This window comes from Noviherbaspirillum pedocola (assembly GCF_016632335.1).
In the GTDB taxonomy this organism is placed as follows: domain Bacteria; phylum Pseudomonadota; class Gammaproteobacteria; order Burkholderiales; family Burkholderiaceae_D; genus Noviherbaspirillum_A; species Noviherbaspirillum_A pedocola.
On record NZ_JAEPBG010000024.1, the window covers coordinates 1 to 24,557 of the forward strand.

Consider the following 24,557-nt stretch of genomic DNA (forward strand, 5'->3'; position numbering starts at 1 on the left):
CCGCAAACGCGCCAAAGCAGACGCAAACGCAAGGCTGTTTCAGAATGCGGCAACGGCAAGTCAGTGTTTTCATGGCTTTAAGAAAACGGCGACACTCGCACGGGTGGTATTTCAGCAGCCTGTTAGGCGGTAAAAAATAGCCGTCTCTTCATAAACCGCATCTTCTGGAGAAAGGTCATGAAAAAAGTCGGCGAGATTCGAGAGATCTGGCGTTACCCAGTTAAGGGCATGGCGGGTGAGCGCTTGGTACGCAGTCAGATTGGGGCAACGGGTCTGGACGGGGACCGCATTCTCGCAGTCCGCGATACCGCACGACAAGAGATCCAGAGCTGTAAATTCAGACCTGAGCTATTGTTGTGCTCAGCTCGCATCAATACTCGCTCGCCGCTCGCCGTCGACATTATTTTTCCGGACGCCAGCGTCGTTGACTGGACAGATGTCCGAGCCTCCACACAGGTTTCGGAACTGGTCGGTCGCCACTCGACGATTGAACCATTGCGCCCGGTATCGGACGCAGACTTCTACCGGCGTCACAAGACGGACGAACATACCTGGATGGCTGAATTACGCGCAACATTCGAGCGTGAAGAAGGCGAACCGCTGCCGCCGATTCTGGACAACTTTCCCAGCACTGCTGCTGAATATGTGGTGATGCCGGGGAGCTTTTTTCTAGTTACCCAGCTTCACCTGCTAACCACGAGTAGCCTGACCTGGATGAAGGCGCTCAACCCGGAGGCTGATTGGCAGAGCCGCCGTTTTCGCCCGAATGTCGTCATTGATACCGGCAGCAGTCGGGGTATGATTGAGAATAGATGGATCGGGATGCAGATCGTGATGGGCAACGCTGCCGTTTCTTGCGTCGGTTCGACACCGCGCTGCGGCGCCATTACACGACCGCAGGCAGAGCTGCCAATGAATAAGACCATGCTTCGGACAGTCGTAAAACATGCTGACCAAAACCTTGGCGTTTATGGAGAGTCGGCCCTGCCCGGAGAGATACACGTTGGCGACGCCGTGTACGTGCGCGCCCCCCTGTAGCGCACAGTTAGAGCATTTTCCCCCTGACTTGCGTCATTAAAGGACGAAAACTTCGATGTGTAGGGGCAATCAAAGCGGTACTCAGTGACGGGAGTACGGCCATGGTCTGGCATCTGGGGCAAGCCTACGGGCAAGATTTGCGCGATCGCGTACTTAACGCGACGGGCAGCATTCGCGAAGTCGCAGCACGGTTCGGTGTCAGTCAAATCGTATGTGGCCCGGGCACGTTCCCGCCGACGCCGAAACGGCGAGGATACCCCGGGACAGCAATGCAACCATGTGCCGTCCAAACTCAGCGGCTTGGAGCAAGCCTTGGCGGATCAGGTGGCGAGCGTGAACGATCTGACCTTGCAGCAGTTATGCGCCTGGCTTCACGCCGAGCACGGCGTCCGGGTGGGAATCACTACCATCTGGAAGACGGTCGGCCGGCTGGGCTTGAGCCTGAAAAAAATCTATGGTCACCCTCCTTTTTGCAATCAGAGATTTTGGGTTTTGTAGTTGGCTTGCTTTAATCTATCCGGCGTCGATGTGAAGAGTCTGATCTTCGCGCCACGATGAGAGTCGCGCCCGGTAGTCCTAAAAAGTCACTCGGCCTCGAGAGCCGATTTTTTCATCAGGTTATCTGCCGGGCCGTTATGCCGTTTACGTCATCCAATTTCTACAGTCGCAAAACCAGGTAGGTGATTTGGTACAGCCAGAACAGTGCTTCTCAGGTCCCCACAGGCACCGGAGCAGCGTGATATTCGGTGTGTCGAGCAGCAAGTGCCCATACAATACGGGCCAGCTTATTCGCCAGTGCACAAGCTACGACATTGGAGTGCCGCCGTGTCAGCATCGAGCGAACCCAGTCCGCAAGTATTCCCTTGTGCTTGTCCAGGCGCTGCATGAACGCCCTAGCACACTGTACGAGGAGTCGTCGCAGATTCTTATCGCCGCGTTTACTGATGCCGAGAAGGTTGGCATGGCCGCCCGTACTGTACTGGCGTGGCACCAAACCCACCGACGCTGCGAAGTCGCGCCCACAGCCGTACTGCTTGCCGTCTCCAAGTTCAGCCGACAGCAGGCTTGCGGTAATGGGGCCAACGCCCGGCACTTTCAGTAGACGCTGGCCGAGGTCGTCCACATTGAGTTGTTGCACCAATTCCTTCTCCACTTCAGCAATCTGTTCATCCAGGTACTTGTAATGCGCATGCAAGCGCTCGAGGATGGCAATCAGCCGTGCTGGCAGGGCCGTTTCTGCCAGTGCGGAAGGCAAGTGTCTAATGATCGTACGGCCGATGGGCAAGCTAATACCAAACTCCAAAAGAATGCCGTGGATCTGGTTGGAGGTCTTGACGCGATCGCACACCAAAGACTCCCTTACGCGATGCAATGCGCTTACGAGTTGCTGAGCTTCTGTCTTGGGAGTGACGAAGCGCATAGTCGGGCGGGAGGCAGCTTCGCAAATGGCTTCGGCATCGATGAAATCGTTCTTATTGCCCTTGACGAAGGGCCGGACGAATTGTGGATTAATGAGCTTCACTGCATGCCCAAAGGACATCAGAAAGCGCGCCATATGGTGAGCTCCGGCACAGGCTTCCATCACGACGGTGCAAGGGTGGAACGTGGCCAGGAAGGTGATGAGCTGTTTGCGGGTGCATTTCTTGCGGAATATCCCTTTGCCGGCGGCATCCTGCCCATGGATGTGGAAAGAATGCTTCCCCAAGTCAATCCCGATCAGTGTGACTTCCTGCATGATAGTCTCCTCGCTTGTTAAACAAAAAGATCGCGCCAGCGTAACCGCTTGTGGATGTGGATGGTGACCATCTCATTAGTCACTCCATGCGGCCGAGCAAACGCGTCCTGACGTAGCGCAGGCACGTCAAGCTTGGCGGGCCGAGCAGCCTGGTGCAGAGCTTGGCCGACTGGTGTTTCTCGATGAGACCTGGGCCAGCACCAACATGACGCCTACCCGGGGACGCTCGCCCATTGGTCAGCGCTGTATTGGGCAAGCACCTTACGGGCATTGGAAAACCACTACCTTTGTTTGCGCCTTGCGCGCCACGGGGTTGATTGCGCCATTGGTGCTCGATGGCCCGATGAATGGGCCGGCCTTCCGCGCGTGGGTACAACAAGCGCTGGTTCCCGAATTGCAGCCCGGCGATATCGTCGTGCTGGACAATCTTGGCGCGCACAAAGTCGGTGGCATTGCCGAAGCGATTCACGCGGCAGGAGCACAACTGTGCTATCTGCCGCCCTACAGCCCCGACTACAACCCGATCGAGCAGGTGTTTGCCAAGCTCAAAACCCTGCTCAGGAAAGCAGCCAAGCGCACCATTGACGCCCTGTGGTCCGCCATGGGCGACTTAATCGACTGCTTTACTCCAGATGAATGCGCGCGTTATATCCACCATGCCGGCTATGGCAGGTCAGCGTGAAAATGCTCTAGCAAGGCCGCCCGCGGATGTCCCAGCGTGACGACCTCGCTGTGCAGCACCGACTCCAGACGCTGAAACAGTGATTCGATTTGCCAGCGCTGGCGATACAACCGCGCAATCCGACGCGGCGTGAACTGGGACGCCGGCAGATTGCTCAGCAGTCGGATCGTCGTGTCGCCATCTTCGGTCGCACGCTCCAGATGCAATTCCACCCGGCGCAGCCGCAGACGTTGTCCCCATCGTCCTCGACTTCCACCGCTTGCTCATACACCGTGCCGGCTTCAATTCTTCCCCGGTACTGCACGGGCTCCAACGGCTGCGGGTTCGGTGTACGGCCGTGTTCGCGCACGATAAAACTGCTGCCCTGGCCATGCAAACCGCAAAGGATGCGTCGCGTGCTGAAATTGCGGTCGGCAAGCCACAACTCGCCGGGCTGGGCCTGGCGTTACGCCAGTTCCATCAGGCTGCGTTCCTGCGCATGGCCATCCTCACACGGCACCAGATCGACCACCAGATTCAGTTCCGGGTCGTACACCACCAGCGACTGTCCTGGCAAGGCCGCGCCGCGAAAGCCGCGCAATGGCTTCAGCCGTTTCTCCGTGGCCGGCAGATGATTGCCGTCGACAATCCTCAGCCGATAGCCAGGCACCGTGGGCAACTTGTCGCTCATCATGGGCAGCAGCACTTCCTGTAAGCGCACCGCTCTCTGCTGCACCAGCGCCCGCACCAGCGAGGGGTCCGTACGCCGGATCTTGTCGTACAGGGCTTGCACCGAGACCGGCAAGTCCTTGCAAGCCTTGGCGGCCGCGTGCACCGACGGGCGCAGTCCAACTGCCACGACTGACATCAATTCCACCGTGGTGGAAAACAGCAACTCGCGGGTGTACTGGGTGCCACCGGCCCGCTCAAACAGTTCATCTATCCATGCCGGTTCCAGCGCCCGTTGCAGCGCCAGTCTCGCCATGACTGTCACCGGGCTTTGCTCAACACAACGTTCCACCACTGCATCGATGAACATCGCACACCTCCAGAAACCATTAGAGGCAGTTCCGATTGTCTAGTGCGCCGACTTTCGATCAGTCTATGAATTACCTTTAAAGCGGTAGGCCTTTGACCGCAACTGCAGTGGTTGCCACTACGACTGACCATCATGGATTCAGAAGCGGCCGGCAATTTGCTGCATGGCTGGGGCTGACACCGCGGCAGACCGGTACTGGAGGAAAGATTCGCCAGCTGGGCATTTCCAAGCGGGGGGACTCGTATGTTCGGACCTTGTTAATGCATGGTGCCAGAGCCATCATTGCACGATGCAGTCGAACTGCCTGGGTCACTGCGCTATTGCAGCGACGCCCCTACTGCGTGGTGGTCGCAGCGCTGGCAAACAAATTGGCACGCACCGCTTGGGCGGTCCTAGTCAAAGGTAAAGCCTTTGACCAGGGAAAATGGCATCCTGGCGAACTCGCCATGGCATGAGCATGAGCAAGTCCATCGCGAGTTAAGGTAATGAGAGTTGTGTAAAGGAGAGCAGGCACCAGCAAAGTGATGGGTCAACAGGTAATGCAGGGCAAGGAGAATCCGCTAGTCGCACAGGGCATCAAGCCCGTTCTGCAGATAGGAACCTTGTCCGCGAATGCCATCCGGGCCAGCAGGATAAATGCCTGCATGAACAGGCCGTATATAAGACTGCGAACCTCCGTCGACGCTTCATGCTGCCAAAGCTTGCCGTCCCAGAGACGTCCATATAAGGTGCGACTTCATAGCCTCGCGCGAACCGTATTGCTCCAACAGGTCCATGGGCTCAGCCTAGCGCCGAAGTCAGCTGCGGCACGATCTCGAACAGGTCGCCGGCGATGCCATAGTCGGCTACCTGGAAGATCGGCGCTTCCGGATCCTTGTTGATCGCCACGATGGTCTTCGAATCCTTCATGCCGGCCAGGTGCTGGATCGCGCCCGAGATGCCCACCGCGATATACAGCTGCGGCGCCACGACCTTGCCGGTCTGGCCGACCTGCCAGTCGTTCGGAACGAAGCCCGCATCGACCGCTGCGCGCGAGGCGCCCATCGCCGCGCCGAGCCGATCAGCCAGCGGTTCGAGCACCTTGAATGCTTCGCCGGAGCCCATGCCGCGGCCGCCGGAGACGATGATCTTCGCCGCGGTCAGTTCCGGGCGGTCCGACTTTGCCACTTCGCGCGACACGAAGCTGGACTTGCCGGCATCGCCGACCGGGGTGATGTTCTCGGCCTGGGCCGAGCCGCCCTGCGCGGCGGCATCGAAGCCGGTGGTGCGCACGGTGATGACCTTCACCGGATCGGCCGACTGCACCGTGGCGATCGCATTGCCGGCGTAGATCGGACGCTCGAAGGTGTCCGGCGACACGACCTTGGTGATCTCGGAAATCTGCGCCACGTCCAGGCGGGCCGCCACGCGCGGCAGGATGTTCTTGCCATAGGCGGTGGCCGGGGCCAGCACATGGCTGTAATTGCCAGCCAGCGCGATCGCCTGCTCGGCGACGTTCTCGGCCAGGCCGTCGGCGAACTGCGCCGCGTCGGCAACCAGCACCTTGGCCACGCCGGCGATTTTCGCTGCGGCTTCGGCCACCGCGCCGGCATTCTGGCCGGCGACCAGGATATGGACGTCACCGCCGCATTGCGCGGCCGCGGTGACGGTGTTCAGTGTGCTGCCCTTCAGGTGGGCATTGTCGTGTTCTGCGATAACAAGTGCGGCCATGATGTTTGTCTGCCTTTATGCGGTATCTATGCGGGGGTTAGAGGACTTTGGCTTCGTTCTTGAGCTTGGATACCAGCTCGGCCACGTCCTTGACCATGATGCCGGCGGAGCGCTTCGGCGGCTCCGACACTTTCAGCGTCTTCAGGCGCGGCGTCACGTCCACGCCCAGGTCGGCCGGCTTGACGGTTTCCAGCGGCTTTTTCTTGGCCTTCATGATGTTGGGCAGCGTCACATAGCGTGGCTCGTTCAGGCGCAGGTCGGTGGTGACGATGGCCGGTAGCGGCAGCGCCACGGTTTCCAGGCCGCCATCGACTTCGCGGGTGACGGTTGCTTTGCCATCTTCGATGACGACCTTCGAGGCGAAGGTGGCCTGGCCCCAGCCGAGCAGCGCGGCCAGCATCTGGCCGGTCTGGTTGCTGTCGTCATCAATCGCTTGCTTGCCGAGGATGATCAGCTGCGGCTGCTCCTTGTCGGCCAGCGCTTTCAGCAGCTTGGCCACAGCCAGCGGCTGCAGTTCTTCGGTGGTTTCGACCAGGATGCCGCGGTCGGCGCCGATGGCCATCGCGGTGCGCAGGGTTTCCTGGCACTGGGTGACGCCGGCCGAAACCGTGATGACTTCGGTGACCTTGCCCGCTTCCTTCAAGCGCATGGCTTCTTCGACGGCGATCTCGTCGAACGGATTCATTGACATCTTGACGTTGGCAATATCGACGCCCGAGCCGTCGGATTTGACGCGCACCTTAACATTGTAGTCCACCACGCGCTTGACTGGAACCAGGACTTTCATAGATCTTCCCTTGTCGATTTATAAATCCGAAGCTTGCCTTGCAGCCGCAAGCGATGCATCGAGCAATTGCGACAACACCGGCTGCACGCGCGCCGCCAGGTCCTCACGGTACTCGAACGGTTCAGGCTCATTCATATAAATCCGTTGCGACATTTCAAGTTGTACTGCGTGGACATGGCTTCCCGGATCGCCGTAATGCCGGGTGATATATCCTCCCTTGAATCTCCCGTTCAATACCCAGCTGTATCGACTTTGCCCCGCGATCTCGCGCAATGCCTCATTGACCGGCGCTGCGGCACTTTTCCCTGCGAAGGTTCCAAAATTGAGATCCGGCAAAACGCCTTCGAATAATCGGGGCAGTTCGCCGTTGATTGAGTGCGCCTCCCAGAGAATCACGAACCCATGCCGGCTCTTGATTGTCTGGATCTGCCGCGCAAGCTCTTCGTGGTAAGGCTTCCAGTAATGATCGATGCGCGTTTGTATCTCCGTTTCGTCCGGTTCATGCCCCGGCAGATACACGGCTTCACCATGGAAGGTCTCTAGTGGCACCAGCCCAGTAGTCGTCTGCCCCGGATACAGGCTTGTTCCATCGGGCGGGCGGTTCAGATCGATGATGTAGCGCGACAGCTTCGCTGAAATCATCGATGCCCCTTGTTGGGTCGCAAACCCGTATAGCCGATCGAGATGCCAATCGGTGTCGCATACTTTTCTGCCAACTTCAGTCAATGACGCATTGATATGCGCCGGAATACCGGTTCCCAGGTGGGGAATTGAAATCAGGATCGGCAAGTCGCCGACAACCAAGTTAAAGATGGGATCGTTCATATCGTTCTCTTTACAGACATTGGATGGCAGTTGGCAGCAAATCCGGAAGCGCCTTGCGTATCTCGGGAATGGTTTGCTGGTCTAGGACTTGCCGGGTCAGCTGCGCTATCTCGCTGGACAGGCTGGCCCACTCGTTTTCCCTCGACAGTAGATAAAATTCCCGCCGCCCAATATTGCTTTCTGGCAACGACACGACGCTAACTTCCCGCAGATAATGGCGGGCCTGCCACAGGCATAGCGGCGTCGTCACAGCCCAGCCGATTCCCGATGCCACCATGCTGAGCATCGGATCGGTCGCGTCGAACTCGAACCGTCTGGAACTATTAACGTCGATGTGCCTGAGATACCGATCCACCTGCTGCCCGATCACAGAGCGCGGCGTGTATCGAATCAGGGGCAGAGCCTGCAGGATTTGCAGAAGATTTGGCATCTGCTTCTTACGCAGCTTTGGGACCGCCGCCACGAACGCTTCGGAAAGCACCGCTTGCTGACGGATGCGCGGATCACTGATCGACGTCTCCGTTACGATAGCGAGATCCAGCTCGCGTCCCTGAATCTGTTCGCTCAGCATGGGCGTCAGCCCGGACCACATCGTGATCTGTCTACTGGTTCCCGAAATCGCCTTCACCAGCGATGGGCCCACCGTCGCCGCGAACGAGTCGACGCAACCCAGGCGTATCTGGATTTCCTCGACGCGTGACATATCGGCCATCTTCGTGGAGACACGCCGCGCATGGTCCAACAATTCATTCGACAGTTTGAGCATCACCCTGCCGGCGCGGGTTGGGCGCGACGGCCTGAATTCGCGATCGAGAAAAACGATCCCGCTCTGCGCCTCCAGCGACTTGATGAGCTGGCTTACCGCGCTTTGGGTGACACCCAGCAAGCGTGCTGCCTCCATCATGGAACCGCTTTCGCATACGGCGACAAACGCCTGAAGTGCATGCAGGTCAAATGGAATTTCCTCAATCGATTTCATGGTTCATATGCTGTCTGAGCTGGCTCCGCCTCGCTGGAACAGCGCATGGAGCAGATATTGATATAAGTACCGCCGATTCCGAATAACATTAAACAGGCTACTTTAATTCTTTAGTTTTTCTAATGATACTTCGGGGCGGTACCGAATCGCCTATCTTCGATAACGACGGCACACCAACCAGGGAACATGATGGAAAACTTTGATGCAATCGTAATCGGAGCCGGCGTAATCGGCGCATCCGTCGCCTACCACCTCGCGGCGCTAGGTGTGAAAAAGGTGCTGGTCGTCGACCGCTCGATGGTAGGCGCGGGCACGACATCGCAGTCTTCCGGCATTCTGCGTACTCACTATTCGGTTCAGGAGAACGTCGACCTTGCCAAACGGTCATGGCAGGTATTCACCCGTTTTTCCGAGTACCTCGGCGATGAGGAAGCGTCTGCGGGACTGGTGAAATGCGGCTATCTGATCGCGGCTCCCGAGGGCGAGAAGCTTGAGCCGCTGCGCGCATCGATTTCCGGACAGCGGGCGCAAGGCATAGCAGTGCAATTGCTCGACCGGCAACAGGCGGCCGAGCTGTTGCCGATCGCCCGCTTCGACGATGCCGCCCTCATCGGATATGAACCGGAGGCAGGATTCGCCGACGCCTACATGGTTGCGACCAGCTTTGCCAAGGGCGCCCGCCGTCGTGGAGTCGTCATCAAGGAAGGCGTAACGGTTACCAAGCTGCTGACGGAAGGCGACAAGGTCGTCGGCATCGAAACGACCGCCGGCAGCTTCGGCTGCAATGTCCTCATCAGCACCCAGAACATCTGGACCTCGGAACTGGCTGGATGGACAGGCGCCGCGATGCCAGTCAAACCGGAACGCCATACCGTACTGTCACTGGAAGGTCCGCAGCCCTACACCTTTTCCATGCCGGTATTCAAAGATCTCGGCTCGCCGGGCATGCTGTATTGCAGGAGTTACGGCGGCTCACAGATGCTGGTCAGCGAAGGCACAGTGGGAGAAACCCTGGAGGCCCCGGACAATGAGCAGGGGGATATACCGCTAGACTATATCGCCGAGGTCGGCGCGCAGGTGGCGGAGCGCTTTCCCAGCTACGAAACCGCCGGCCTAGCGTCTTCCTGGACCGGCGTCTACGACGTTACACCGGATTGGAATCCAGTACTGGGACGGCTGCCGGGCATTGGCGGCCTGGTGGTGGGATTCGGATTTTCCGGACACGGCTTCAAGCTTTCGCCCGCGGTAGGCAAGGTGCTGGCGCAGGAAGCCATGGGCTTGACGACCGACGTCTCCCTGCAACCCTATTCGATCGAACGCTTCGCCGCAGGGTCGCTGCTGGTGGGCAGATATGGCGCCGGGGCGGTATCGTGAATCGGATACTGGGGCCGAAAATGATGAAACGATTTTCCCTGGATGACTTGCCACGGGAGCCATGGAAAAACGGCGGCGGGACGACCCGCACCGTTTGCACGGAAACTACGAAGAGGTCCGCTAGCCTTTTTGACTGGCGCGTCAGCATTGCCGACATCGTCGAGAGCGGACCGTTTTCCGTATTCCCCGGGATAGACCGAATTGCGGTGGTATTGGAAAACGGCCCACTGCGGCTGACAAAAAACCCGCCGCTCGGCCAACTGGTAGCGCCACTTCTATCCGCCGAACGCTACTGCCCCATTGCGTTCGACGGCGGGAATGCGCTGTTTGGCGCCATCCCTGGCGAGCCGGTGCTTTGCCTGAATGTCATGACCCGGCGTTCGGTAGCCTCAGCGACGATCCGGATATTGGAAGCCGATACCGTTCTTGAACCGGAGACCTGCTCCGTTCTGATCGCTGCCGATGCCGGCTGGCAGGTCGGCCCCTTCACGCTGGACAAGCATGAAGGGCTGATCATCAGGAATGGCATGCCGCTCAATGCGCGCGCGCCCCTCAATGCAAGCGGTCCGCTAATCATGGTCACGATCGGCGCTTTAGAGGGCGGCTGAACCGCCCCCCGTTGTCTGCATGCAGAAAAGGCATCTGCGTTCCCTAAGGAACACGATCATCCGCTTTTCACTATTCCGCCGCCCTTCCCTGCCCATGCGCACGTCCATGGCGTAGGCTTGGATTTTGCTCGTTGTTTTTGGAAACGCTTCGGTGCACCGGCAGAACCCCATTGGCATGCGTTACCGGGAAATACGCCGCACCGCGTTTTCACGCCTGCACACTTTTAGGGAGATAAATATGCTGCATATGTCAAGGAAGATCAAAGTCCGTTCCGCAATCATGGCCGGCGCCATGCTGAGCACTGCACCCGCATTTGCCCATTCCGACGCGAGCCATGGTGTCAGCTTCCTGGCCGGCTTGGCGCACCCGCTTTCCGGTCTGGATCATTTGTTGGCCATGCTGGCTGTCGGTTTCTGGGCGGCCCAGCACAAGCGGTCGGCGACCTGGATGCTGCCAGCAGCATTCCTGCTGATGATGGCGGCCGGCGCAGTCGCCGGAATGAACCACATTCAATTGCCGAATCTTGAAGCCGGCATCGCGGCATCGGTAGCCGTGCTCGGACTGCTGATTGCATATGCAGTCAGGATGCCGGCATGGGCAGGCGCCGGGCTGGTCTCGCTATTCGCAATTCTCCATGGCCATGCGCACGGACTGGAACTGCCTGCCGGCACATCGCCCCTGCTCTACGGCAGCGGGTTCATGACGGCAACCCTGCTGCTGCTTCTGGCCGGCCTTGTCGCAGGCATGCTCGCCGGCCGCAATGCCGAAGGAAAGGCCATGCGCTACACCGGTGCAGGCATTGCGGCCGCCGGCGCCATGCTGCTGGTCGGTGCAGCTTGACGCGAGAAGCGATATCGCTCCTGCAATACGGCGTCGACCCGTTGACGCCGCCTTTCTTTGCCCGCTATTTCTTTTCCCCTTGCGGCAAAGCGATTCGTGCCTGCTCTAGCGCGCAGCAGCCCTGACTAGCGCCTGAGCCACCTGCGCCGGCAATGTCACCGGGTCGCTGACGATCAGGTAATTCCACGCCCCGAAGATCGTGCGTACATAAGCATCGGCACGCTGATCCAGCGTGAGGCAGAAGGGTTTGATCCCTTGCCTCTCCAGCGTAGCGACCGCGTACCGCGCATCCTCGATAAGATAACGGCTGTCGTAGACATCGATGTCGGATGGCTCACCATCGGTCACCAGGAGAAGCACCTTTTTCCCTGCCTGCTCGGACGCAAGGCAGGCGCCCGCATGACGCAACGCGGCGCCCATCCTCGTGGAAAGCGCGCCCTGCTGCCCCATCAGCCGATGCCGTGCACTCTCGGCGAACGGCTCGGCGAAATCCTTGATCCTGGTATATCGGACTTCATTACGCCCATTCGACGCAAACCCATGCACGGCAATGCGGTCGCGCACGCCGTCCACGCATTCGACGGCAAGCGCGGCGGCGCGTTTTTCCATGTCGAGTATGGACGTGAAGCTGCCGCCGACGCGGTCGTTAGTGGATTCGGAAAGGTCCAGCAGCAGCAGGACCGAGGCGTCCTGCCGGCGGCGGCCCGGCCGATGGTAAATGCGCGGGTCGGGCGCCGCCCGGGTTCGGGAACTGATGCGCCATTCGACGGATGCGTCCAGGTCCAGTTCATCTCCTTCAGGCTGGCGGCGTAGACGCACCGAGCGGTCCAGCACTTGGTTCGCGGCGTTGAGCGCGCCCGTGCGCGTTGTCCGTGAATGCATCCCGCCTTTTACGCTTCCTGGCGCACCGGGCGTGGCCATGATCAGCGTCACCCAGTCTTGGCGTTCGATTTCAGCGCGATAATCCCATTCGGGATAATGCAGTCGCTGCTCATTGTCGGGTGGAATCGCGTTCACGGCCATGGCCTCCTGCGATCCCGACTGCTGCGGCGTCATCTGCACCGATTCACGCGCCAACATCTCCTGCGGCGGCGTGTCCTGCCGGTCTTCGTCGAAATGCCACAGGAAAGTATTGTCGTCGCGGTATGCCGGTTCGACGCGGTACCGCTCCGGATCGAATCGCACCCGCATTTGGCCGAGGTCGTTGGCGAGGATGTCTGCCACTTCATGGAAGGGCGCGCCATCCTCGAAACGGTCGCCGCATGCGTCGAACAGTTCCCTGCCCTTATTGACCCAGTGGTTGGGATCGGCATAAGTGGGATCGTGCAATATGCGCGAGAGCCGCGCCAGCAGCGATGCTGCGGTCAGCTCGCCCGCCTCCCCCGAAGCGAGATGGAAGCGTCCCCACAGCCGATGCAGCCCAGGCCAGTTGCGCGCCATCAGGCGCTCGACGCGCGCATCCTCGATCAGGGAGAGCACCGCAAGATGCAGCGGCTTGCGCTTACCGGCGGGCTGATGGCGCGGCGAATAAAAGATGTGCGCCATCGCATGGGCGGCCGCGGCGCGATAGATGTCGCCGCAGTCAGCTCCTTCGATCGCGAGATAGTGCTCGGGAAACAGTAGCACGCCGTCGCTGATCGCTGGCCTCGGCGGCAACGCATTCAATTCGGACTGGCGGCATGCTTTCAGCTCCACGTTATCGAGCCCAAAGCCGGCCAAATAATATTGCAGCGTATCGCGGACCTTCTCAAGGCAGGTGCCGTTGGCTTCGGCGCGAATGCCGTCGGCGGCGGCCGGGTCTTCGAGCCGGAAATAGGCGGCGAGTCGCTCGCGATGATTCGGGTACAGACGCATGCCGGTCAACACCCACCGCTTCAAACCGGCCATGTCGAGCAATCCGAGTAGCGTCTCCAGCCGCATTATCAGGTCATTCGCCAGTCCGGGCACTGCGGCGGCGGCTTGGTCGCATAAGGCAACCAGTTCAGCAAGCGCTGCGTCATCCCGCAGCAGCCGCGCCAGCGACGGCAGCTTGTCGTTGAGACAGGCGCTAGCCACACTGTCGCGCGCTTCCAGCGCGGCCATGTGCGCAACCAATGTATCGCTGAGCAGTTCCATTGGACGCCGATCTCAACGGAAATGCGCGTCGATGAACCCGTCCAGGGCGCGCAGCAGATCGTCGTCGTCGGTCAAGGGCTTGGTCATCGCTAGCCGGCACGCGGCCAGGGGAGCAATGCCGCCGGCAATCAGGCTGGCGGCGCGGATCAGCATGCGGGTCGAGATGCCTTCTTCGAGGCCGCGCCCGCGCAGCGCGCGGGACCGGTGCGCGATGCCGACCAGCCTGGCTGCGGTATCGTCGTCGCAGCCGCTCTCATGCGACACGATTTCCGCCTCCGCCGTGGCTTCCGGGTACTGGAAATCGAGCGCGCCGAAGCGCTGCTTGGTGGACTGCTTCAAATCCTTGGCAGCGCTCTGATAGCCGGGGTTGTACGACATCACCAGCTGGAAATCCGGATGGGCGTGGATCAGCTCGCCGCGCTTGTCCAGAGGGAGGATGCGCCGGTCGTCGGTCAACGGATGGATCACGACCAGCGTATCCTGGCGTGCTTCCACCACCTCATCGAGGTAGCAGATGGCGCCATGGCGCGCCGCGAGCGTCAGAGGGCCGTCCTTCCACACCGTCCCTTCCGCGTCGAGCAGATAGCGGCCGACCAGGTCCGATGCCGTCATGTCCTCGTTGCAGGCGAGCGTAATCAGCGGCCGCTTAAGACGCCATGCCATCGCTTCCATGAAGCGGGTCTTGCCGCAACCGGTTGGCCCCTTGAGAATCATCGGGGTACGCAGCGCGTACGCCGCTTCGAACAGCTCGACCTCGTCGCCGCTGGCGCGATAGAACGGCTCTTCCTTGATCAAATAAGACTGAATTTGATGGTTCATCATGGATTCGGCGGATCGTGACTAATCCGGGCCGACGCCGGTTCAGACGCGGCCCGGAGCGGTTTATCAACGGTGGGTGGCGGGCTCGTTCGGAATCCCGTCGATCGGGCATTCTGCGGTACCCGGAGTCGAGCGCGTGATCGATTCGACCATCTTGCGGGTGCCCTCCGGGTCGTTGATCCATTTCCCGTAGAATTGGTACGGGCAGGCGGCCACGCCGTTAGCGTCTTCGCCGGAATTGATCTTTCCGGTGTAGCCGCGATGCACCAGCTTGTAGAGATGGTTTTGCGACTGCGCATTCTTGCGGAAGTCGCGGATCAATCCCATGGAAAGCTCCGCGTACTGAATTCCCATATCCTCTTCGCCGCATTCGCCGAGGGTGCGGCCGTCGAAGCCAATCAGCGCGGAATGCCCGAAATAGGAATAGACACCGTCGAACCCGGCGGCATTGGCGACCGCCACATAGACATTGTTCATGAATGCCATCGCCTTGGAGACCAGGATTTGCTGTTCCTTGGCCGGGTACATATATCCCTGGCAGCGCACCACCAGTTCGGCGCCGCGCATTGCGCAGTCGCGCCAAATCTCGGGATAGTTGCCGTCGTCGCAGATGATCAGGCTGATCTTCAGGCCTTTCGGTCCTTCAGTGACATAGGTGCAATCGCCCGGATACCATCCCTCGATCGGCACCCACGGCATGATCTTGCGATACTTCTGCACGATCTCGCCATGGTTGTTCATCAGGATGAGGGTGTTGTAGGGAGCTTTTTTCGGATGTTCCTCATGGCGCTCTCCGGTCAGGGAAAACACGCCCCATACATTTGCCTTACGGCAGGCTTCGGAAAAAATCGCCGTTTCCTCGCCGGGGACCGTCGCCGCGGTGTCGTACATCTCCTTGGAGTCGTACATGATGCCGTGCGTCGAATACTCGGGGAAAATCACCAGGTCCATCCCGGGCAAACCTTTTTTCATGCCGACCAGCATGTCGGCGATCTTGCGTGCGTTGTCGAGCACTTCGTCCTTGGTATGCAGCCGCGGCATCTTGTAATTGACGACCGCTACGCCCACGCAATCGTTACTGCTCGAAATATCACCATGTCGCATTGTTTTCTCCTCGGTTGAAAAATATGCCCCTGCGGGGCTTCATGAATTAACGATTCCGATTTCCGGATTCTCTGCGGCGTGCGCGACTGCACGGCGCCCGCCGTTTGACTTGATTGCTTGAACCGCTGGCATTGCATCGGCATTGGGAAGGGCAGCCCGGTGGCCGAACACTCCGCGCATCGCCTCGGTCACGCGCAGCAGCGCCTGTCGCAGAGGTTCCCCGCTGTCGGCAAGCACCCGAACCAGGACGCCGCACCGGTTCGGCAATGCGCCGACGCCGGCATAAACGCCCTTCTGTTCTCCGATGGCCGCATGCAGCACCGATGTCAACTCAACGGAGTCGGCGCCGCGCTGGAGAACGGCAAAACTGCCGTGCGCCCTGAACGAAGCCGAGACGCCGGCCGCTGCGCCGGCCCATAGGACGCCGTCAAGCCGGACCCGGTCGCGCACCAGGATCCGGCCGGTCTCGTCATGCACGGCCAGACAGGTGTCGAGCGCGTCGAACGGCTTGGCCTGCGCCGAAGGGTCGTGCGCGAGAAAGGAATCGGCCAGGATCACAAGCGATTTCTGGTGCAGCACGACATCGACGCTGTTAACCAGCCGCGCGCCCGGGAACAGGATCGTCAATGCTGGCGCGTATTCCAGCCAGGCGTCCGGCTCCGCTTCCAGAAGCACTTTCGATACGGCTTCACCGCCGGTCATGCTGTGCACTACCGTGGCGGCGGCATTGCCGACCCGTGCACCGGCCCCGGCGCATACCTTCACACGCGCAGCCACCCTGTCATGTTCGAACAGGCCGCCGGAACAGGACTGGATCAGCACGGTGGCGGCCGAAGGCGGCGCGTCAGGGCGTCGCAGGATGCGCCCGACATGGAATGGATAGCCCGCGTACTGCCGGGCCAGGAAGGTTCCGCCGCCGGCGCGGCATTCGAAGCGCAGATCGACCTGTGGCGCAATATGCGTTCCGTTCATACGGACCGAGCAAACAGCAGCTCGCGGGTGATGGCATCGACCACTTGGTCCACGCCATCGCCGATCGCGCAGTTGGTCATCAGCACCGGGCGCCCATTGCGCACCTGTACCGCTTCCTCAGCCATGCGCGGAAGATTGACGTTCACATAGGGCGCCAGGTCAAACTTGTTGATAATCAGCAGATCGCAACTGAGCACTCCCAGGCCGCGCTTACGCGGTATGTCGTCGCCGCCGGCGACGTCAATGACGAAGATCCAGTAGTCGACCAGGTCGAGCGAGAACGACGACGCCAGGTTGTCGCCGCCGGATTCGATCAGCACCAGTTCCAGTCCGGGAAAGCGCGCGTCCAGTTCGTCCGCCGCCTGCAGGTTCAGTGTCGGATCCTCGCGGATGGCGGTATGCGGGCAGGCGCCGGTCTCGACGGCCAGCACGCGCTCGGGCGCAATCAGGCCGCTGCGCCGGACGCGCTCGGCGTCCTCCTGCGTCACTAGGTCGTTGGTGATGACGGCGAGGTTGATGCCGCGCTCGATGAAGCGCGGCACCAGTTGTTCGAGCAGACGGGTCTTGCCCGATCCGACCGGACCGCCGATGCCGACGCGGGCTGAACCGAGCGGCCGTGCCGACGCAAGGTCTTGATCCGGCATCGTGGCGATTGCGTTTTCGATTTTCATTTCTTCACTAATCCTTTTTCTTTCTAGCGCATCATGTAGCGCCGGCTGAGTGGCACTTCGCGTACGGGAGGGCAACTGATAATCTGGCCATCGATCATCACGTCGAAGGTATGCGGATTGACTGTGATATTCGGGCAATAGTCGTTGTGCAGCATGTCGGACTTGGTCAGCTTGCGGGTGCCGTGTGCCGCCACCAACTGCCGGCTCAAGCCCAGTTGGCCGCGCAAGCCGCCTTCCATGGCCATGCGATTCACGAAGTTGACGGCCAGCGATTGCGGCGCGCGGCCGAAGGCGCCCCATTGCGGCCGCATCAGCAGCGGCTCGCAAGTCATTAACGAAGCGGCAGAATCGCCCATTGCGCCATACGCAATGAAGCCGCCCTTCACCACGACTTCGGGCTTCACGCCGAAGAAGCCAGGACGCCACAACACCACGTCGGCCAGCTTGCCGGGCTCCAGCGAGCCAACGGTGTCGTCGATGCCGAAGGTGCGGGCGGCGTTGATGGTGTACTTGGCGAGATAGCGCTTGATCCGCTCGTTGTCGCCGTGCCGAGTCCTCTCCTGCGGCAGGCGGCCGCGCTGGTCCTTCATCTTGGAGGCAAGCTGCCATGTGCGACTGATCACCTCGTTGATGCGGCCCATGCCCTGGCTATCCGAGCCCAGCATCGAGATGGCGCCCAGGTCGTGCAGCACATCCTCGGCCGCGATCGTCTGCGCCCGCACGCGTGACTCCGCGAATGCCACATCCTCCGGCACCGACGGGTTCAGGTGATGGCACACCATGATCATGTCGAGATGCTCGTCGAAGGTATTGACGGTATACGGGTTGGTCGGATTGGTCGAAGATGGCAGGCAGTTCTGCCGCCCCGCCACCGCGATGATGTCCGGCGCATGGCCGCCGCCGGCGCCCTCGGTGTGATACATGTGAATGGTGCGGTTCTTCATCGCGGCGACGGTGTCCTCGAGGAACCCGGATTCATTCAGCGTATCGGTATGCAACTGGACCTGGAAATCGTATTCATCGGCGACGCTCAGGCAGACATCGATGACTGCCGGCATCGCACCCCAGTCCTCGTGGATCTTTAAGCCCATGCAGCCGCCACGCAGCTGGTCGAGCAGCGACAGCGGCTTGCTGGAATTGCCTCGCCCCAGGAAGCCGAAGTTGAGAGGCCACTGCTCCGACGACTGCATCATGCGCCCGACATTCCAGGCGCCGCCGCAGTCGATACCGACCGTGATCGGGCCAAGCGAACCACCGATCAACGTGGTTAGCCCCGATGACAGCGCATGCTCGCACAGCTGCGCCGAATCGAAGTGGACATGGACGTCGATGCCGCCGGGCGTGGCGATCATGCCTTCGGCGTCCCGCACCGTGGTCGCAGCGCCGCAAATCAGCTTTGGATGCACGCCGTCCATCACCGCCGGATTGCCAGCCTTGCCGATGGCGACGATGCGACCCTCCTTGATGCCGATATCGCCCTTGACGATGCCCAGCACCGGGTCGATCACGAGGGCGTTGCAGATCAGCATGTCGAGCGAACCCATCGCGCTGTCATAGCCGGCGGCCAAACCCATGCCATCACGCAACGTCTTTCCGCCGCCGTGCAGGCATTCGTCGCCCGGCACCGCGTAATCGTGCTCGACCTCGGCGAACAGCGATGTGTCCCCCAGCCGTACCCGGTCACCCGTGGTCGGGCCGTACATCGCCGCGTATTCCTTGCGAGTCATTGTCACCATTTGGTATTCCCGATGTTCCTCTTATGCCCCTTTGAAACCGGCTTTCCGCGCCCGCTCGATTGCCTGCGCCAAGCTGGCGTCGCCATCGATCGGTCCATCGGTAAGTCCGTTGAGCCCGAAGATTTCACGACTGCCGCCGAAGTCCACCAGCCTGACTTCCTTTTCATCGCCGGGCTCGAAGCGCACCGCGGTGCCGGCCGGGATGTCGAGATGCTTGCCGAAGGCCGCTGCACGTTCGAACTGCAGCGCGCGATTGACTTCGAAAAAGTGGAAGTGGCTGCCGATCTGTATCGGCCGGTCACCGGTGTTCAACGCCTTTACGCTCACCGATTTCCGGCCGGCGTTTAGTTCGATGTTTCCATCCATCGCAATGACTTCGCCCGGCGTCACCGCATCTGACGTGGCGGTCTTGCCCGGCCGAAGAGGCTCATGCACCGTGACCAACTTGGTTCCGTCCGGGAACGAGCCTTCGACTTGCAGCATCGGTAGCAGCTCGGAGACGCCTGGCAGCACATCGTCCTGGGTCAGGATGATGGAGCCGAAGGCAATCAGGTCGGCGACCGAGCGGCCCTCCCGCGCGCCCTCCAGCAATTCATCAGCGATGATCGCCACTGCCTCGGGATAGTTGAGCTTGAGTCCTTTCGCCCGGCGCTTGCGCGCCAGCTCGGCGGCGGTATACAGCGTGAGCCGCTCTAGTTCTGTGGGGGTGAGCAACATGATTTTCCTTAATTGGCGAACAGCCGCGCATCCAGCTGCGCATGCCGCATACCGGCGATATCGATGGCGAAAGCGCAGCTGGACAGCTCATCGAGCGCGGGCGGTTCCGTTTCCAGCACGGCGGCCAGACGGCTCCGCAACGCAGTCAGGGCGCGTTGAGCATCGAGATGACCGACCAGGCTCAGCCGCACCGCGGCGCTGACGGCCCCAGTGCAGGCCGCGTGAGCGGCGGCGGTCCGGCATTCCAGCTCGTCCATTCCTGCCTGCGTCCAGATATATCCTTGGACCACGGCAAGATGTCCGAACATCTGCCCGGCCCCGATATGGCGAAGCAGCTGGGCCGCGCCGGACTGGCCCAGCTTGGCATGCACGGTTGCCAGGGTGCGGCCGAGTCGGCATGACCCTTCCCGAAGTGACGGAATGACGCTCATCGCCTCGGCAAGCGCGTCGATTTCCGCCAGCAGATCGAATGCATCCGGGCTTCCCGCCACCTTGCATGTCGCGCTGAGAAATCCCTGGTCACAGCTTGCCCACCGATGCAGCAACTGCGTCTCGAGAAACTGCACCAGCGTCGCCGCGTCGTGCACGATGCCGTCGCGCCGCAGGGTTTCGAGCCCCCAAGAAAATGCCATCGCGCCGCCCGGAAAAAAGCTGTCGGCCTGTTGCAGCGCTGTCAGCATGCCCGCCACTCGTACACCGTTACCCATGCGCATGCCCGCGCTCATGGCTATGTCCGTGATCATGCTCATGCCCATGCTTGCGCGCAGCTGGCAAAACTTCGATGGCGCCGGCCGACAGCAATGGCTGCAGGCGCTGCAGATAGTCCTCGACTGCCCCCTTGAGGGCCACGAACAGCATGCTGCCTTCGAACCGCACCTGCCAGTGCATGTTGCCCGCGAAATAACCAAGTTCCAGCGCCGCTGCGGCATGGCGCGGGTGCAGCCGCAGCCATTCCGTTTGTGCAGTCCTTACCACCACCGCCATGTCCGGGTCGAGCCGCAATACTGCGCCGTCGTACAGATGTTCGCTGCGGTCGAGCGCGATGCCGCACTCCTGGCCGCCGTCGGTGCGTACCCGCAGCCGGCGGCGCTGAATATCGTCGCCGCTCAATGTCACATAGTCCACCCGTCCCTGGTGTTCCAGCTGATGCAAGCGCTCAGCCAGCGCGGGTTGAGCGGTGCTGCCGATGATCTTCGTATATGTCTGCATTCCTGCGAGCCTTTTGCAAATCAGATGGTCAGATAGCTTTGGATCTTTGTGGTATCCATGTTTTCGCGGGTGTCGCTATGGACGAAACGGCCCTTTTCGATGATCAGGAAGCGGTCGGCGATCTCGAGCGTGAAGGTCAATACCTGCTCCGAGACGATGATCGCGAAGTTGCGCTCGCGCTTGAGGCGGTTCAGCGTCTTGGCAATGTCCTTGATCAGCGAAGGCTGGATGCCGTCGGTGGGCTCGTCGAGGATCAGGACCTTTGGATCGGATACCAGCGCCCGCGCAATGGCGAGCTGCTGCTGCTGTCCGCCGGACAGATTGCCGCCGCGCCGCCCTCGCATTTCCCAGAGCACCGGAAATTCCTGGTACACCCAGTCCGGCACCTTCGGCCGCCGCGCGCCTTCCATGCCGGTCAGGATGTTTTCCTCAACGCTCAGATAGGGGAAGATCAGCCGCCCCTGCGGCACATAGCCGATGCCGGCGGCGACGCGCTGGTAGCTCTTCGTTCCGGTCAAGTCCTTTTTCTTGAGGTGGATATGTCCGGATTTGGTTGGCAGCACGCCGATGAGCGACTTGAGCAGCGTGGATTTGCCCATGCCATTGCGCCCCATGACGGCCAGGGTCTCGCCGGCGGACAAGGCGAAGGAAAGATCGTGCAGGACGTGGCTTTCGCCGTAATAGACGTTGAGGTTTTCGACGTTCAGCATATTTAATGGCCCAAGTAAACTTCGATCACGCGCGGATCGCTCTGCACCTTCTCCATCGCGCCTTCCGCGAGCTTTTTTCCTTGGTGGAGCACCGTGACTTTGTGGGCGATCGCCTTGACGAACTCCATGTCGTGCTCGATCACGACCATGGAGCGGTTCTGCGCGATGTTGCGCAGCAGTTCACCAGTCTTCTCCCGTTCCTTGGCACTCATGCCGGCGACCGGTTCGTCGAGCAGCAGCAGTTCCGGTTCCTGCATCAGCAGCATCCCGATCTCCAGCCACTGTTTCTGCCCGTGCGACAGCAGGCCGGCCTTCCGTTGCAGCTGGTCGTCGAGAAAAATCAATCGCGCGTTTTCTTCGATGCGGTCCCGCACCGTGGCGTCGCATTCGAAGAACAGGGAGCCAAACACATCGCGCTTGCGCGGATAAGAGATCTCGAGATTCTCGAACACCGTGAGGTCTTCATACACCAACGGGTTCTGAAACTTGCGCCCGACGCCGGCACGCGTGATCTGGTATTCGAGCATGCGTTCCAGGTTCAGTCCCTTGAAGGAAATGGTCCCCTTGGTCGGCTTGGTTTTGCCGCAGATCATGTCGAGCAGCGTTGTCTTTCCGGCGCCGTTGGGGCCGATGACCACATGCAGCTCGTTCGGGGCCACGTAGAAATTGAGGTTATCGACGGCATTGAAGCCGTCGAACGAGACCGTCAGGTCTTCCACCGACAGGATCATCTTGTTCATGACACATCCTTTTCGTTGCGGCCGCTGAGCCTGTCGAGCACGCCTGCCAGGCCCTTGGGGAGGAACATCGTAACGACGATGAACAATGCGCCGATGAGATACAACCAGACGCTAACGAATGTTTCGGAGAAGTAGGTTTTCATCATGCCGACCATCAGCGCGCCATACACCGCTCCGACCACCGAAAGTCTGCCACCCACGGCCGCATAGATCACCATCTCGATCGACGGGACAATGCCTGCCACTGAGGGCGACGCGAAGCCGACCTGCAGGGTGAACATCACACCGCCGATCGCCGAAAACATGGCGGCCACCGCGAACACGAAACCCTTGAACATCGCCGGGTCATAGCCAGAGAACCGAATCCGGTCCTCGCGGTCGCGGATGGCGATCAACACCTTTCCCAGCCGGCTGCGTAGGATGAAAGTGCTGACGACCACGGCGCCGAGCAGCAGAACGGCGGTGACGTAGTACATCACCCATACCGCGGTATCGCTTTGCACGCTCATGCCCATGAAGGTCGGCAGGTTTGTGATGCCGTTGACGCCGCCGGTATACCCTTGCTGGCCAATGATCATGATCGACATGATCGACGCTAGTGCCAGGGTGACGATGGAAAAGTACACGCCGCCGACGCGCTTGCGGAAGTTGGCATAGGCCAGCACGAACGCGACTACCGCCGGAATGATCAGCGCGGCGGGCACCGCGAACCATACGTGGGAGAAAGGCTTCCACCACCAAGGCAGGCTTTCGATGCTGTTCCAGACCATAAAATCCGGCAAGGCGGCACCAAACACCGCGGCGGCCGGATCGGCGGCCGTGGCTTCAAGTTTCATGAACATCGCTATCGCATAGCTTCCCAGCCCGAAGAAGATGCCCTGCCCAAGACTCAGGATGCCCCCATATCCCCAGCACAGCACCAAACCCACTGCGCAGAATCCGAAGGATAGATATTTTCCGTACAGTCCCAGCCGGAAGGTGCTGGCCAGCACCGGGAGGACGACCAGAAGCACCAGCGCCAGGATGGCTAGGGCATAACGCTGCAGGAATGCGGCGGCAACCGGTAGGAATGGCTTCGATGGACTAGCGGCCGCGTGCGCCTTCGGCTGCGCATCGTTGCGCGTGGCCGCCGCGCTGGCCGGCGCGGCCACTGGGCCGGATACTGAAGACGACTCGGTGGAGGAAGTAGCTTGCTTGGTGTTCATCGACGCACCTTTAAGGAAAACAGTCCGTTGGGGCGAAAATACAGGACAACGATAACGAGGGTGAGAATGGTCGCCTTTGCCATGGAACCGCTGAGCACGTACTCAAACATCGACTGCATCTGGCCGATCATGAAGGCCGAGAGGAAGGTTCCGAGCAGGCTTTCGACGCCACCGAAGACGACGACGATGAAGGTGTCGACCACGTATTGCTGGCCGGCTCCCGGGCCGGTCGAGGCCAGCATCGTCAGCGCAGATCCCGCGATGCCGGCAAGGCCGCAACCAAGCGCGAAGGTGACGGCATCGACACGAGCGGTATTGATGCCTGCGGCTCCCGCCATCGCCCGGTTCTGCGTGACTGCCCGTATCCGCAAGCCCCATCGGCTGCGGAACAGGAAGAAATAGACGGATGCGGCCACGAACAGCGTGAGGAACAGGATGAAGATGCGGCTCAGCGGCAGCTCGATGCCCTCACCGGCCTGCCACGCGCCCTGCAGCCAGCTCACGATCGGTACGCTGACATCGATCGGACCGAAGATCTGCCGATACAGTTGCTGCAGGATCAGCGAAAGTCCCCAGGTGGCGAGCATGGTGTCGAGCGGCCGCATGTAGAGGTACCGGATCATGACCAGTTCGAGCAGCATGCCGAACGCAAACGTGACGATGAACGCAACCAGTACGCCGACCAGAAAATAGATCCCCATCAGCGCAGGAAAATATTGTTGAAAGACCTCGGCGGTCAGGTACGTCATATAGGCGCCGAGGATCATCAGTTCGCCGTGCGCCATATTGATAACGCCCATAAGGCCGAACACGATGGCCAATCCCAGCGCCATCAGCGCCAGCACCGTGAAAAGCGACAATCCGCCGAAAGCCTGCATTACAAAAGTTTCGAAACTCATCGTCTGTTCCGCAAGATTGATTGAAGATGCTTGCCGTCCAGCACCCGCGGCGCGATGCCGCAC

24 protein-coding genes and 3 pseudogenes are annotated in these 24,557 nt (G+C 60.5%); 7 read left to right on the forward strand and 20 right to left on the reverse strand.

What is annotated here, in order from left to right:
• Positions 1-177: 177 nt before the first annotated feature.
• The gene (locus JJB74_RS28660; protein WP_200597979.1) at positions 178-1,038 is read left to right on the forward strand and encodes an MOSC domain-containing protein; all 861 of its coding nucleotides are present in this window, start codon (positions 178-180) and stop codon (positions 1,036-1,038) included.
• Between the two features lie 333 nt (positions 1,039-1,371).
• Positions 1,372-1,536, forward strand: coding sequence for a winged helix-turn-helix domain-containing protein (locus JJB74_RS28665; RefSeq protein ID WP_234484951.1), 165 nt, complete (start codon positions 1,372-1,374; stop codon positions 1,534-1,536).
• A gap of 211 nt (positions 1,537-1,747) precedes the next feature.
• On the opposite strand, the gene JJB74_RS28670 is transcribed toward JJB74_RS28665, so the two are convergent.
• Complete coding sequence (locus JJB74_RS28670; protein WP_200597981.1) at positions 1,748-2,773, reverse strand: IS110 family RNA-guided transposase; 1,026 nt, start codon at positions 2,771-2,773, stop codon at positions 1,748-1,750.
• A gap of 85 nt (positions 2,774-2,858) precedes the next feature.
• Here JJB74_RS28670 and JJB74_RS28675 point away from each other — a divergent pair.
• A pseudogene (locus tag JJB74_RS28675) lies at positions 2,859-3,455 on the forward strand (IS630 family transposase); the annotation flags it as partial.
• On the opposite strand, the pseudogene JJB74_RS28680 reads toward JJB74_RS28675, so the two are convergent.
• Positions 3,437-3,685, reverse strand: a pseudogene (locus tag JJB74_RS28680) (transposase); the annotation flags it as partial. The pseudogenes JJB74_RS28675 and JJB74_RS28680 sit on opposite strands and share 19 nt — an antisense overlap.
• Positions 3,686-3,900: 215 nt before the next feature.
• Entirely contained in the window at positions 3,901-4,473 is a 573-nt protein-coding gene (locus JJB74_RS28685; protein ID WP_200597983.1) for a hypothetical protein, read from the reverse strand.
• A gap of 92 nt (positions 4,474-4,565) precedes the next feature.
• Between JJB74_RS28685 and JJB74_RS28690 the strand changes: the two are divergent.
• Positions 4,566-4,928: pseudogene (locus JJB74_RS28690) on the forward strand (transposase); the annotation flags it as partial.
• A gap of 325 nt (positions 4,929-5,253) precedes the next feature.
• Here the strand turns inward: JJB74_RS28690 and JJB74_RS28695 are convergent.
• From JJB74_RS28695 to JJB74_RS28710, 4 genes are read right to left on the reverse strand one after another with little or no spacing between them, the layout of a single operon-like run.
• A complete protein-coding gene (locus JJB74_RS28695) occupies positions 5,254-6,183 on the reverse strand; it encodes an electron transfer flavoprotein subunit alpha/FixB family protein (RefSeq protein ID WP_200597984.1) in 930 nt (309 codons plus the stop codon).
• A gap of 37 nt (positions 6,184-6,220) precedes the next feature.
• Positions 6,221-6,970, reverse strand: a complete 750-nt coding sequence (locus JJB74_RS28700; protein ID WP_200597985.1) for an electron transfer flavoprotein subunit beta/FixA family protein — start codon at positions 6,968-6,970, stop codon at positions 6,221-6,223.
• 18 nt (positions 6,971-6,988) lie between these two features.
• Positions 6,989-7,795, reverse strand: a complete 807-nt coding sequence (gene hutG, locus JJB74_RS28705; RefSeq protein WP_200597986.1) for an N-formylglutamate deformylase — start codon at positions 7,793-7,795, stop codon at positions 6,989-6,991.
• A 10-nt stretch (positions 7,796-7,805) separates the two neighbouring features.
• Entirely contained in the window at positions 7,806-8,774 is a 969-nt protein-coding gene (locus tag JJB74_RS28710; protein ID WP_200597987.1) for a LysR family transcriptional regulator, read from the reverse strand.
• Positions 8,775-8,963: 189 nt separating this feature from the next.
• Here JJB74_RS28710 and JJB74_RS28715 point away from each other — a divergent pair, with 189 nt between their 5' ends.
• From JJB74_RS28715 to JJB74_RS28725, 3 genes are all read left to right on the forward strand, one after another.
• Positions 8,964-10,148 carry an NAD(P)/FAD-dependent oxidoreductase gene (locus JJB74_RS28715; protein WP_200598042.1) on the forward strand — a complete coding sequence of 395 codons (1,185 nt, stop codon included), beginning with the start codon at positions 8,964-8,966 and terminating at the stop codon, positions 10,146-10,148.
• Between the two features lie 20 nt (positions 10,149-10,168).
• The gene (locus JJB74_RS28720; protein WP_200597988.1) at positions 10,169-10,756 is read left to right on the forward strand and encodes a HutD/Ves family protein; all 588 of its coding nucleotides are present in this window, start codon (positions 10,169-10,171) and stop codon (positions 10,754-10,756) included.
• Between the two features lie 238 nt (positions 10,757-10,994).
• On the forward strand, positions 10,995-11,597 hold the full coding sequence (locus JJB74_RS28725; protein ID WP_200597989.1) for a HupE/UreJ family protein: 603 nt from the start codon (positions 10,995-10,997) through the stop codon (positions 11,595-11,597).
• 105 nt (positions 11,598-11,702) lie between these two features.
• On the opposite strand, the gene JJB74_RS28730 is transcribed toward JJB74_RS28725, so the two are convergent.
• The 13 genes from JJB74_RS28730 to urtB all read right to left on the reverse strand — a co-directional run bounded on the left by JJB74_RS28730 (position 11,703) and on the right by urtB (position 24,494).
• Complete coding sequence (locus JJB74_RS28730; RefSeq protein ID WP_200597990.1) at positions 11,703-13,712, reverse strand: nitric oxide reductase activation protein NorD; 2,010 nt, start codon at positions 13,710-13,712, stop codon at positions 11,703-11,705.
• Between the two features lie 12 nt (positions 13,713-13,724).
• Positions 13,725-14,531 (reverse strand): CbbQ/NirQ/NorQ/GpvN family protein, encoded by an 807-nt coding sequence (locus tag JJB74_RS28735; RefSeq protein WP_200598043.1) that lies wholly within the window; start codon positions 14,529-14,531, stop codon positions 13,725-13,727.
• 66 nt (positions 14,532-14,597) lie between these two features.
• Positions 14,598-15,635 (reverse strand): aliphatic amidase, encoded by a 1,038-nt coding sequence (locus JJB74_RS28740; protein WP_200597991.1) that lies wholly within the window; start codon positions 15,633-15,635, stop codon positions 14,598-14,600.
• 39 nt (positions 15,636-15,674) lie between these two features.
• Entirely contained in the window at positions 15,675-16,607 is a 933-nt protein-coding gene (locus JJB74_RS28745; RefSeq protein ID WP_200597992.1) for an urease accessory protein UreD, read from the reverse strand.
• A complete protein-coding gene (gene ureG / locus JJB74_RS28750) occupies positions 16,604-17,278 on the reverse strand; it encodes an urease accessory protein UreG (RefSeq protein ID WP_407672440.1) in 675 nt (224 codons plus the stop codon). The genes JJB74_RS28745 and ureG overlap by 4 nt, the downstream gene beginning before the upstream one ends.
• A 23-nt stretch (positions 17,279-17,301) precedes the next feature.
• Complete coding sequence (gene ureC, locus JJB74_RS28755) at positions 17,302-19,005, reverse strand: urease subunit alpha (protein ID WP_325170195.1); 1,704 nt, start codon at positions 19,003-19,005, stop codon at positions 17,302-17,304.
• Positions 19,006-19,035: 30 nt separating this feature from the next.
• Positions 19,036-19,731 carry an urease subunit beta gene (gene ureB, locus JJB74_RS28760; protein WP_200597994.1) on the reverse strand — a complete coding sequence of 232 codons (696 nt, stop codon included), beginning with the start codon at positions 19,729-19,731 and terminating at the stop codon, positions 19,036-19,038.
• Positions 19,732-19,739: 8 nt separating this feature from the next.
• Entirely contained in the window at positions 19,740-20,456 is a 717-nt protein-coding gene (locus tag JJB74_RS28765) for an urease accessory protein UreF (RefSeq protein ID WP_200597995.1), read from the reverse strand.
• Positions 20,431-20,940 (reverse strand): urease accessory protein UreE, encoded by a 510-nt coding sequence (ureE, locus tag JJB74_RS28770; protein ID WP_200597996.1) that lies wholly within the window; start codon positions 20,938-20,940, stop codon positions 20,431-20,433. Before ureE ends, JJB74_RS28765 begins: the two co-directional genes overlap by 26 nt.
• Before the next feature lie 20 nt (positions 20,941-20,960).
• Positions 20,961-21,650 carry an urea ABC transporter ATP-binding subunit UrtE gene (gene urtE, locus JJB74_RS28775; RefSeq protein WP_200597997.1) on the reverse strand — a complete coding sequence of 230 codons (690 nt, stop codon included), beginning with the start codon at positions 21,648-21,650 and terminating at the stop codon, positions 20,961-20,963.
• 2 nt (positions 21,651-21,652) lie between these two features.
• The gene (urtD, locus tag JJB74_RS28780; RefSeq protein WP_200597998.1) at positions 21,653-22,390 is read right to left on the reverse strand and encodes an urea ABC transporter ATP-binding protein UrtD; all 738 of its coding nucleotides are present in this window, start codon (positions 22,388-22,390) and stop codon (positions 21,653-21,655) included.
• On the reverse strand, positions 22,387-23,595 hold the full coding sequence (gene urtC / locus JJB74_RS28785; RefSeq protein WP_200597999.1) for an urea ABC transporter permease subunit UrtC: 1,209 nt from the start codon (positions 23,593-23,595) through the stop codon (positions 22,387-22,389). Before urtC ends, urtD begins: the two co-directional genes overlap by 4 nt.
• Positions 23,592-24,494, reverse strand: a complete 903-nt coding sequence (gene urtB / locus JJB74_RS28790) for an urea ABC transporter permease subunit UrtB (RefSeq protein WP_200598000.1) — start codon at positions 24,492-24,494, stop codon at positions 23,592-23,594. The genes urtC and urtB overlap by 4 nt, the downstream gene beginning before the upstream one ends.
• Positions 24,495-24,557: the final 63 nt, after the last annotated feature.

Coding starts and splice junctions, on each gene's coding strand:
- JJB74_RS28730 (WP_200597990.1), bottom strand. CDS start 13,712: ATGGAACTGCTCAGCGATACATTGGTTGCGCACATGGCCGCGCTGGAA.
- JJB74_RS28720 (WP_200597988.1), top strand. CDS start 10,169: ATGATGAAACGATTTTCCCTGGATGACTTGCCACGGGAGCCATGGAAA.
- ureC (WP_325170195.1), bottom strand. CDS start 19,005: ATGACTCGCAAGGAATACGCGGCGATGTACGGCCCGACCACGGGTGAC.
- JJB74_RS28695 (WP_200597984.1), bottom strand. CDS start 6,183: ATGGCCGCACTTGTTATCGCAGAACACGACAATGCCCACCTGAAGGGC.
- JJB74_RS28685 (WP_200597983.1), bottom strand. CDS start 4,473: ATGTTCATCGATGCAGTGGTGGAACGTTGTGTTGAGCAAAGCCCGGTG.
- urtC (WP_200597999.1), bottom strand. CDS start 23,595: ATGAACACCAAGCAAGCTACTTCCTCCACCGAGTCGTCTTCAGTATCC.
- JJB74_RS28660 (WP_200597979.1), top strand. CDS start 178: ATGAAAAAAGTCGGCGAGATTCGAGAGATCTGGCGTTACCCAGTTAAG.
- JJB74_RS28725 (WP_200597989.1), top strand. CDS start 10,995: ATGCTGCATATGTCAAGGAAGATCAAAGTCCGTTCCGCAATCATGGCC.
- JJB74_RS28740 (WP_200597991.1), bottom strand. CDS start 15,635: ATGCGACATGGTGATATTTCGAGCAGTAACGATTGCGTGGGCGTAGCG.
- JJB74_RS28670 (WP_200597981.1), bottom strand. CDS start 2,773: ATGCAGGAAGTCACACTGATCGGGATTGACTTGGGGAAGCATTCTTTC.
- urtB (WP_200598000.1), bottom strand. CDS start 24,494: ATGAGTTTCGAAACTTTTGTAATGCAGGCTTTCGGCGGATTGTCGCTT.
- urtE (WP_200597997.1), bottom strand. CDS start 21,650: ATGCTGAACGTCGAAAACCTCAACGTCTATTACGGCGAAAGCCACGTC.
- ureG (WP_407672440.1), bottom strand. CDS start 17,278: ATGAAAATCGAAAACGCAATCGCCACGATGCCGGATCAAGACCTTGCG.
- hutG (WP_200597986.1), bottom strand. CDS start 7,795: ATGAACGATCCCATCTTTAACTTGGTTGTCGGCGACTTGCCGATCCTG.
- JJB74_RS28715 (WP_200598042.1), top strand. CDS start 8,964: ATGGAAAACTTTGATGCAATCGTAATCGGAGCCGGCGTAATCGGCGCA.
- ureE (WP_200597996.1), bottom strand. CDS start 20,940: ATGCAGACATATACGAAGATCATCGGCAGCACCGCTCAACCCGCGCTG.
- ureB (WP_200597994.1), bottom strand. CDS start 19,731: ATGTTGCTCACCCCCACAGAACTAGAGCGGCTCACGCTGTATACCGCC.
- JJB74_RS28745 (WP_200597992.1), bottom strand. CDS start 16,607: ATGAACGGAACGCATATTGCGCCACAGGTCGATCTGCGCTTCGAATGC.
- JJB74_RS28710 (WP_200597987.1), bottom strand. CDS start 8,774: ATGAAATCGATTGAGGAAATTCCATTTGACCTGCATGCACTTCAGGCG.
- JJB74_RS28700 (WP_200597985.1), bottom strand. CDS start 6,970: ATGAAAGTCCTGGTTCCAGTCAAGCGCGTGGTGGACTACAATGTTAAG.
- JJB74_RS28765 (WP_200597995.1), bottom strand. CDS start 20,456: ATGAGCGCGGGCATGCGCATGGGTAACGGTGTACGAGTGGCGGGCATG.
- JJB74_RS28735 (WP_200598043.1), bottom strand. CDS start 14,531: ATGAACCATCAAATTCAGTCTTATTTGATCAAGGAAGAGCCGTTCTAT.
- urtD (WP_200597998.1), bottom strand. CDS start 22,390: ATGAACAAGATGATCCTGTCGGTGGAAGACCTGACGGTCTCGTTCGAC.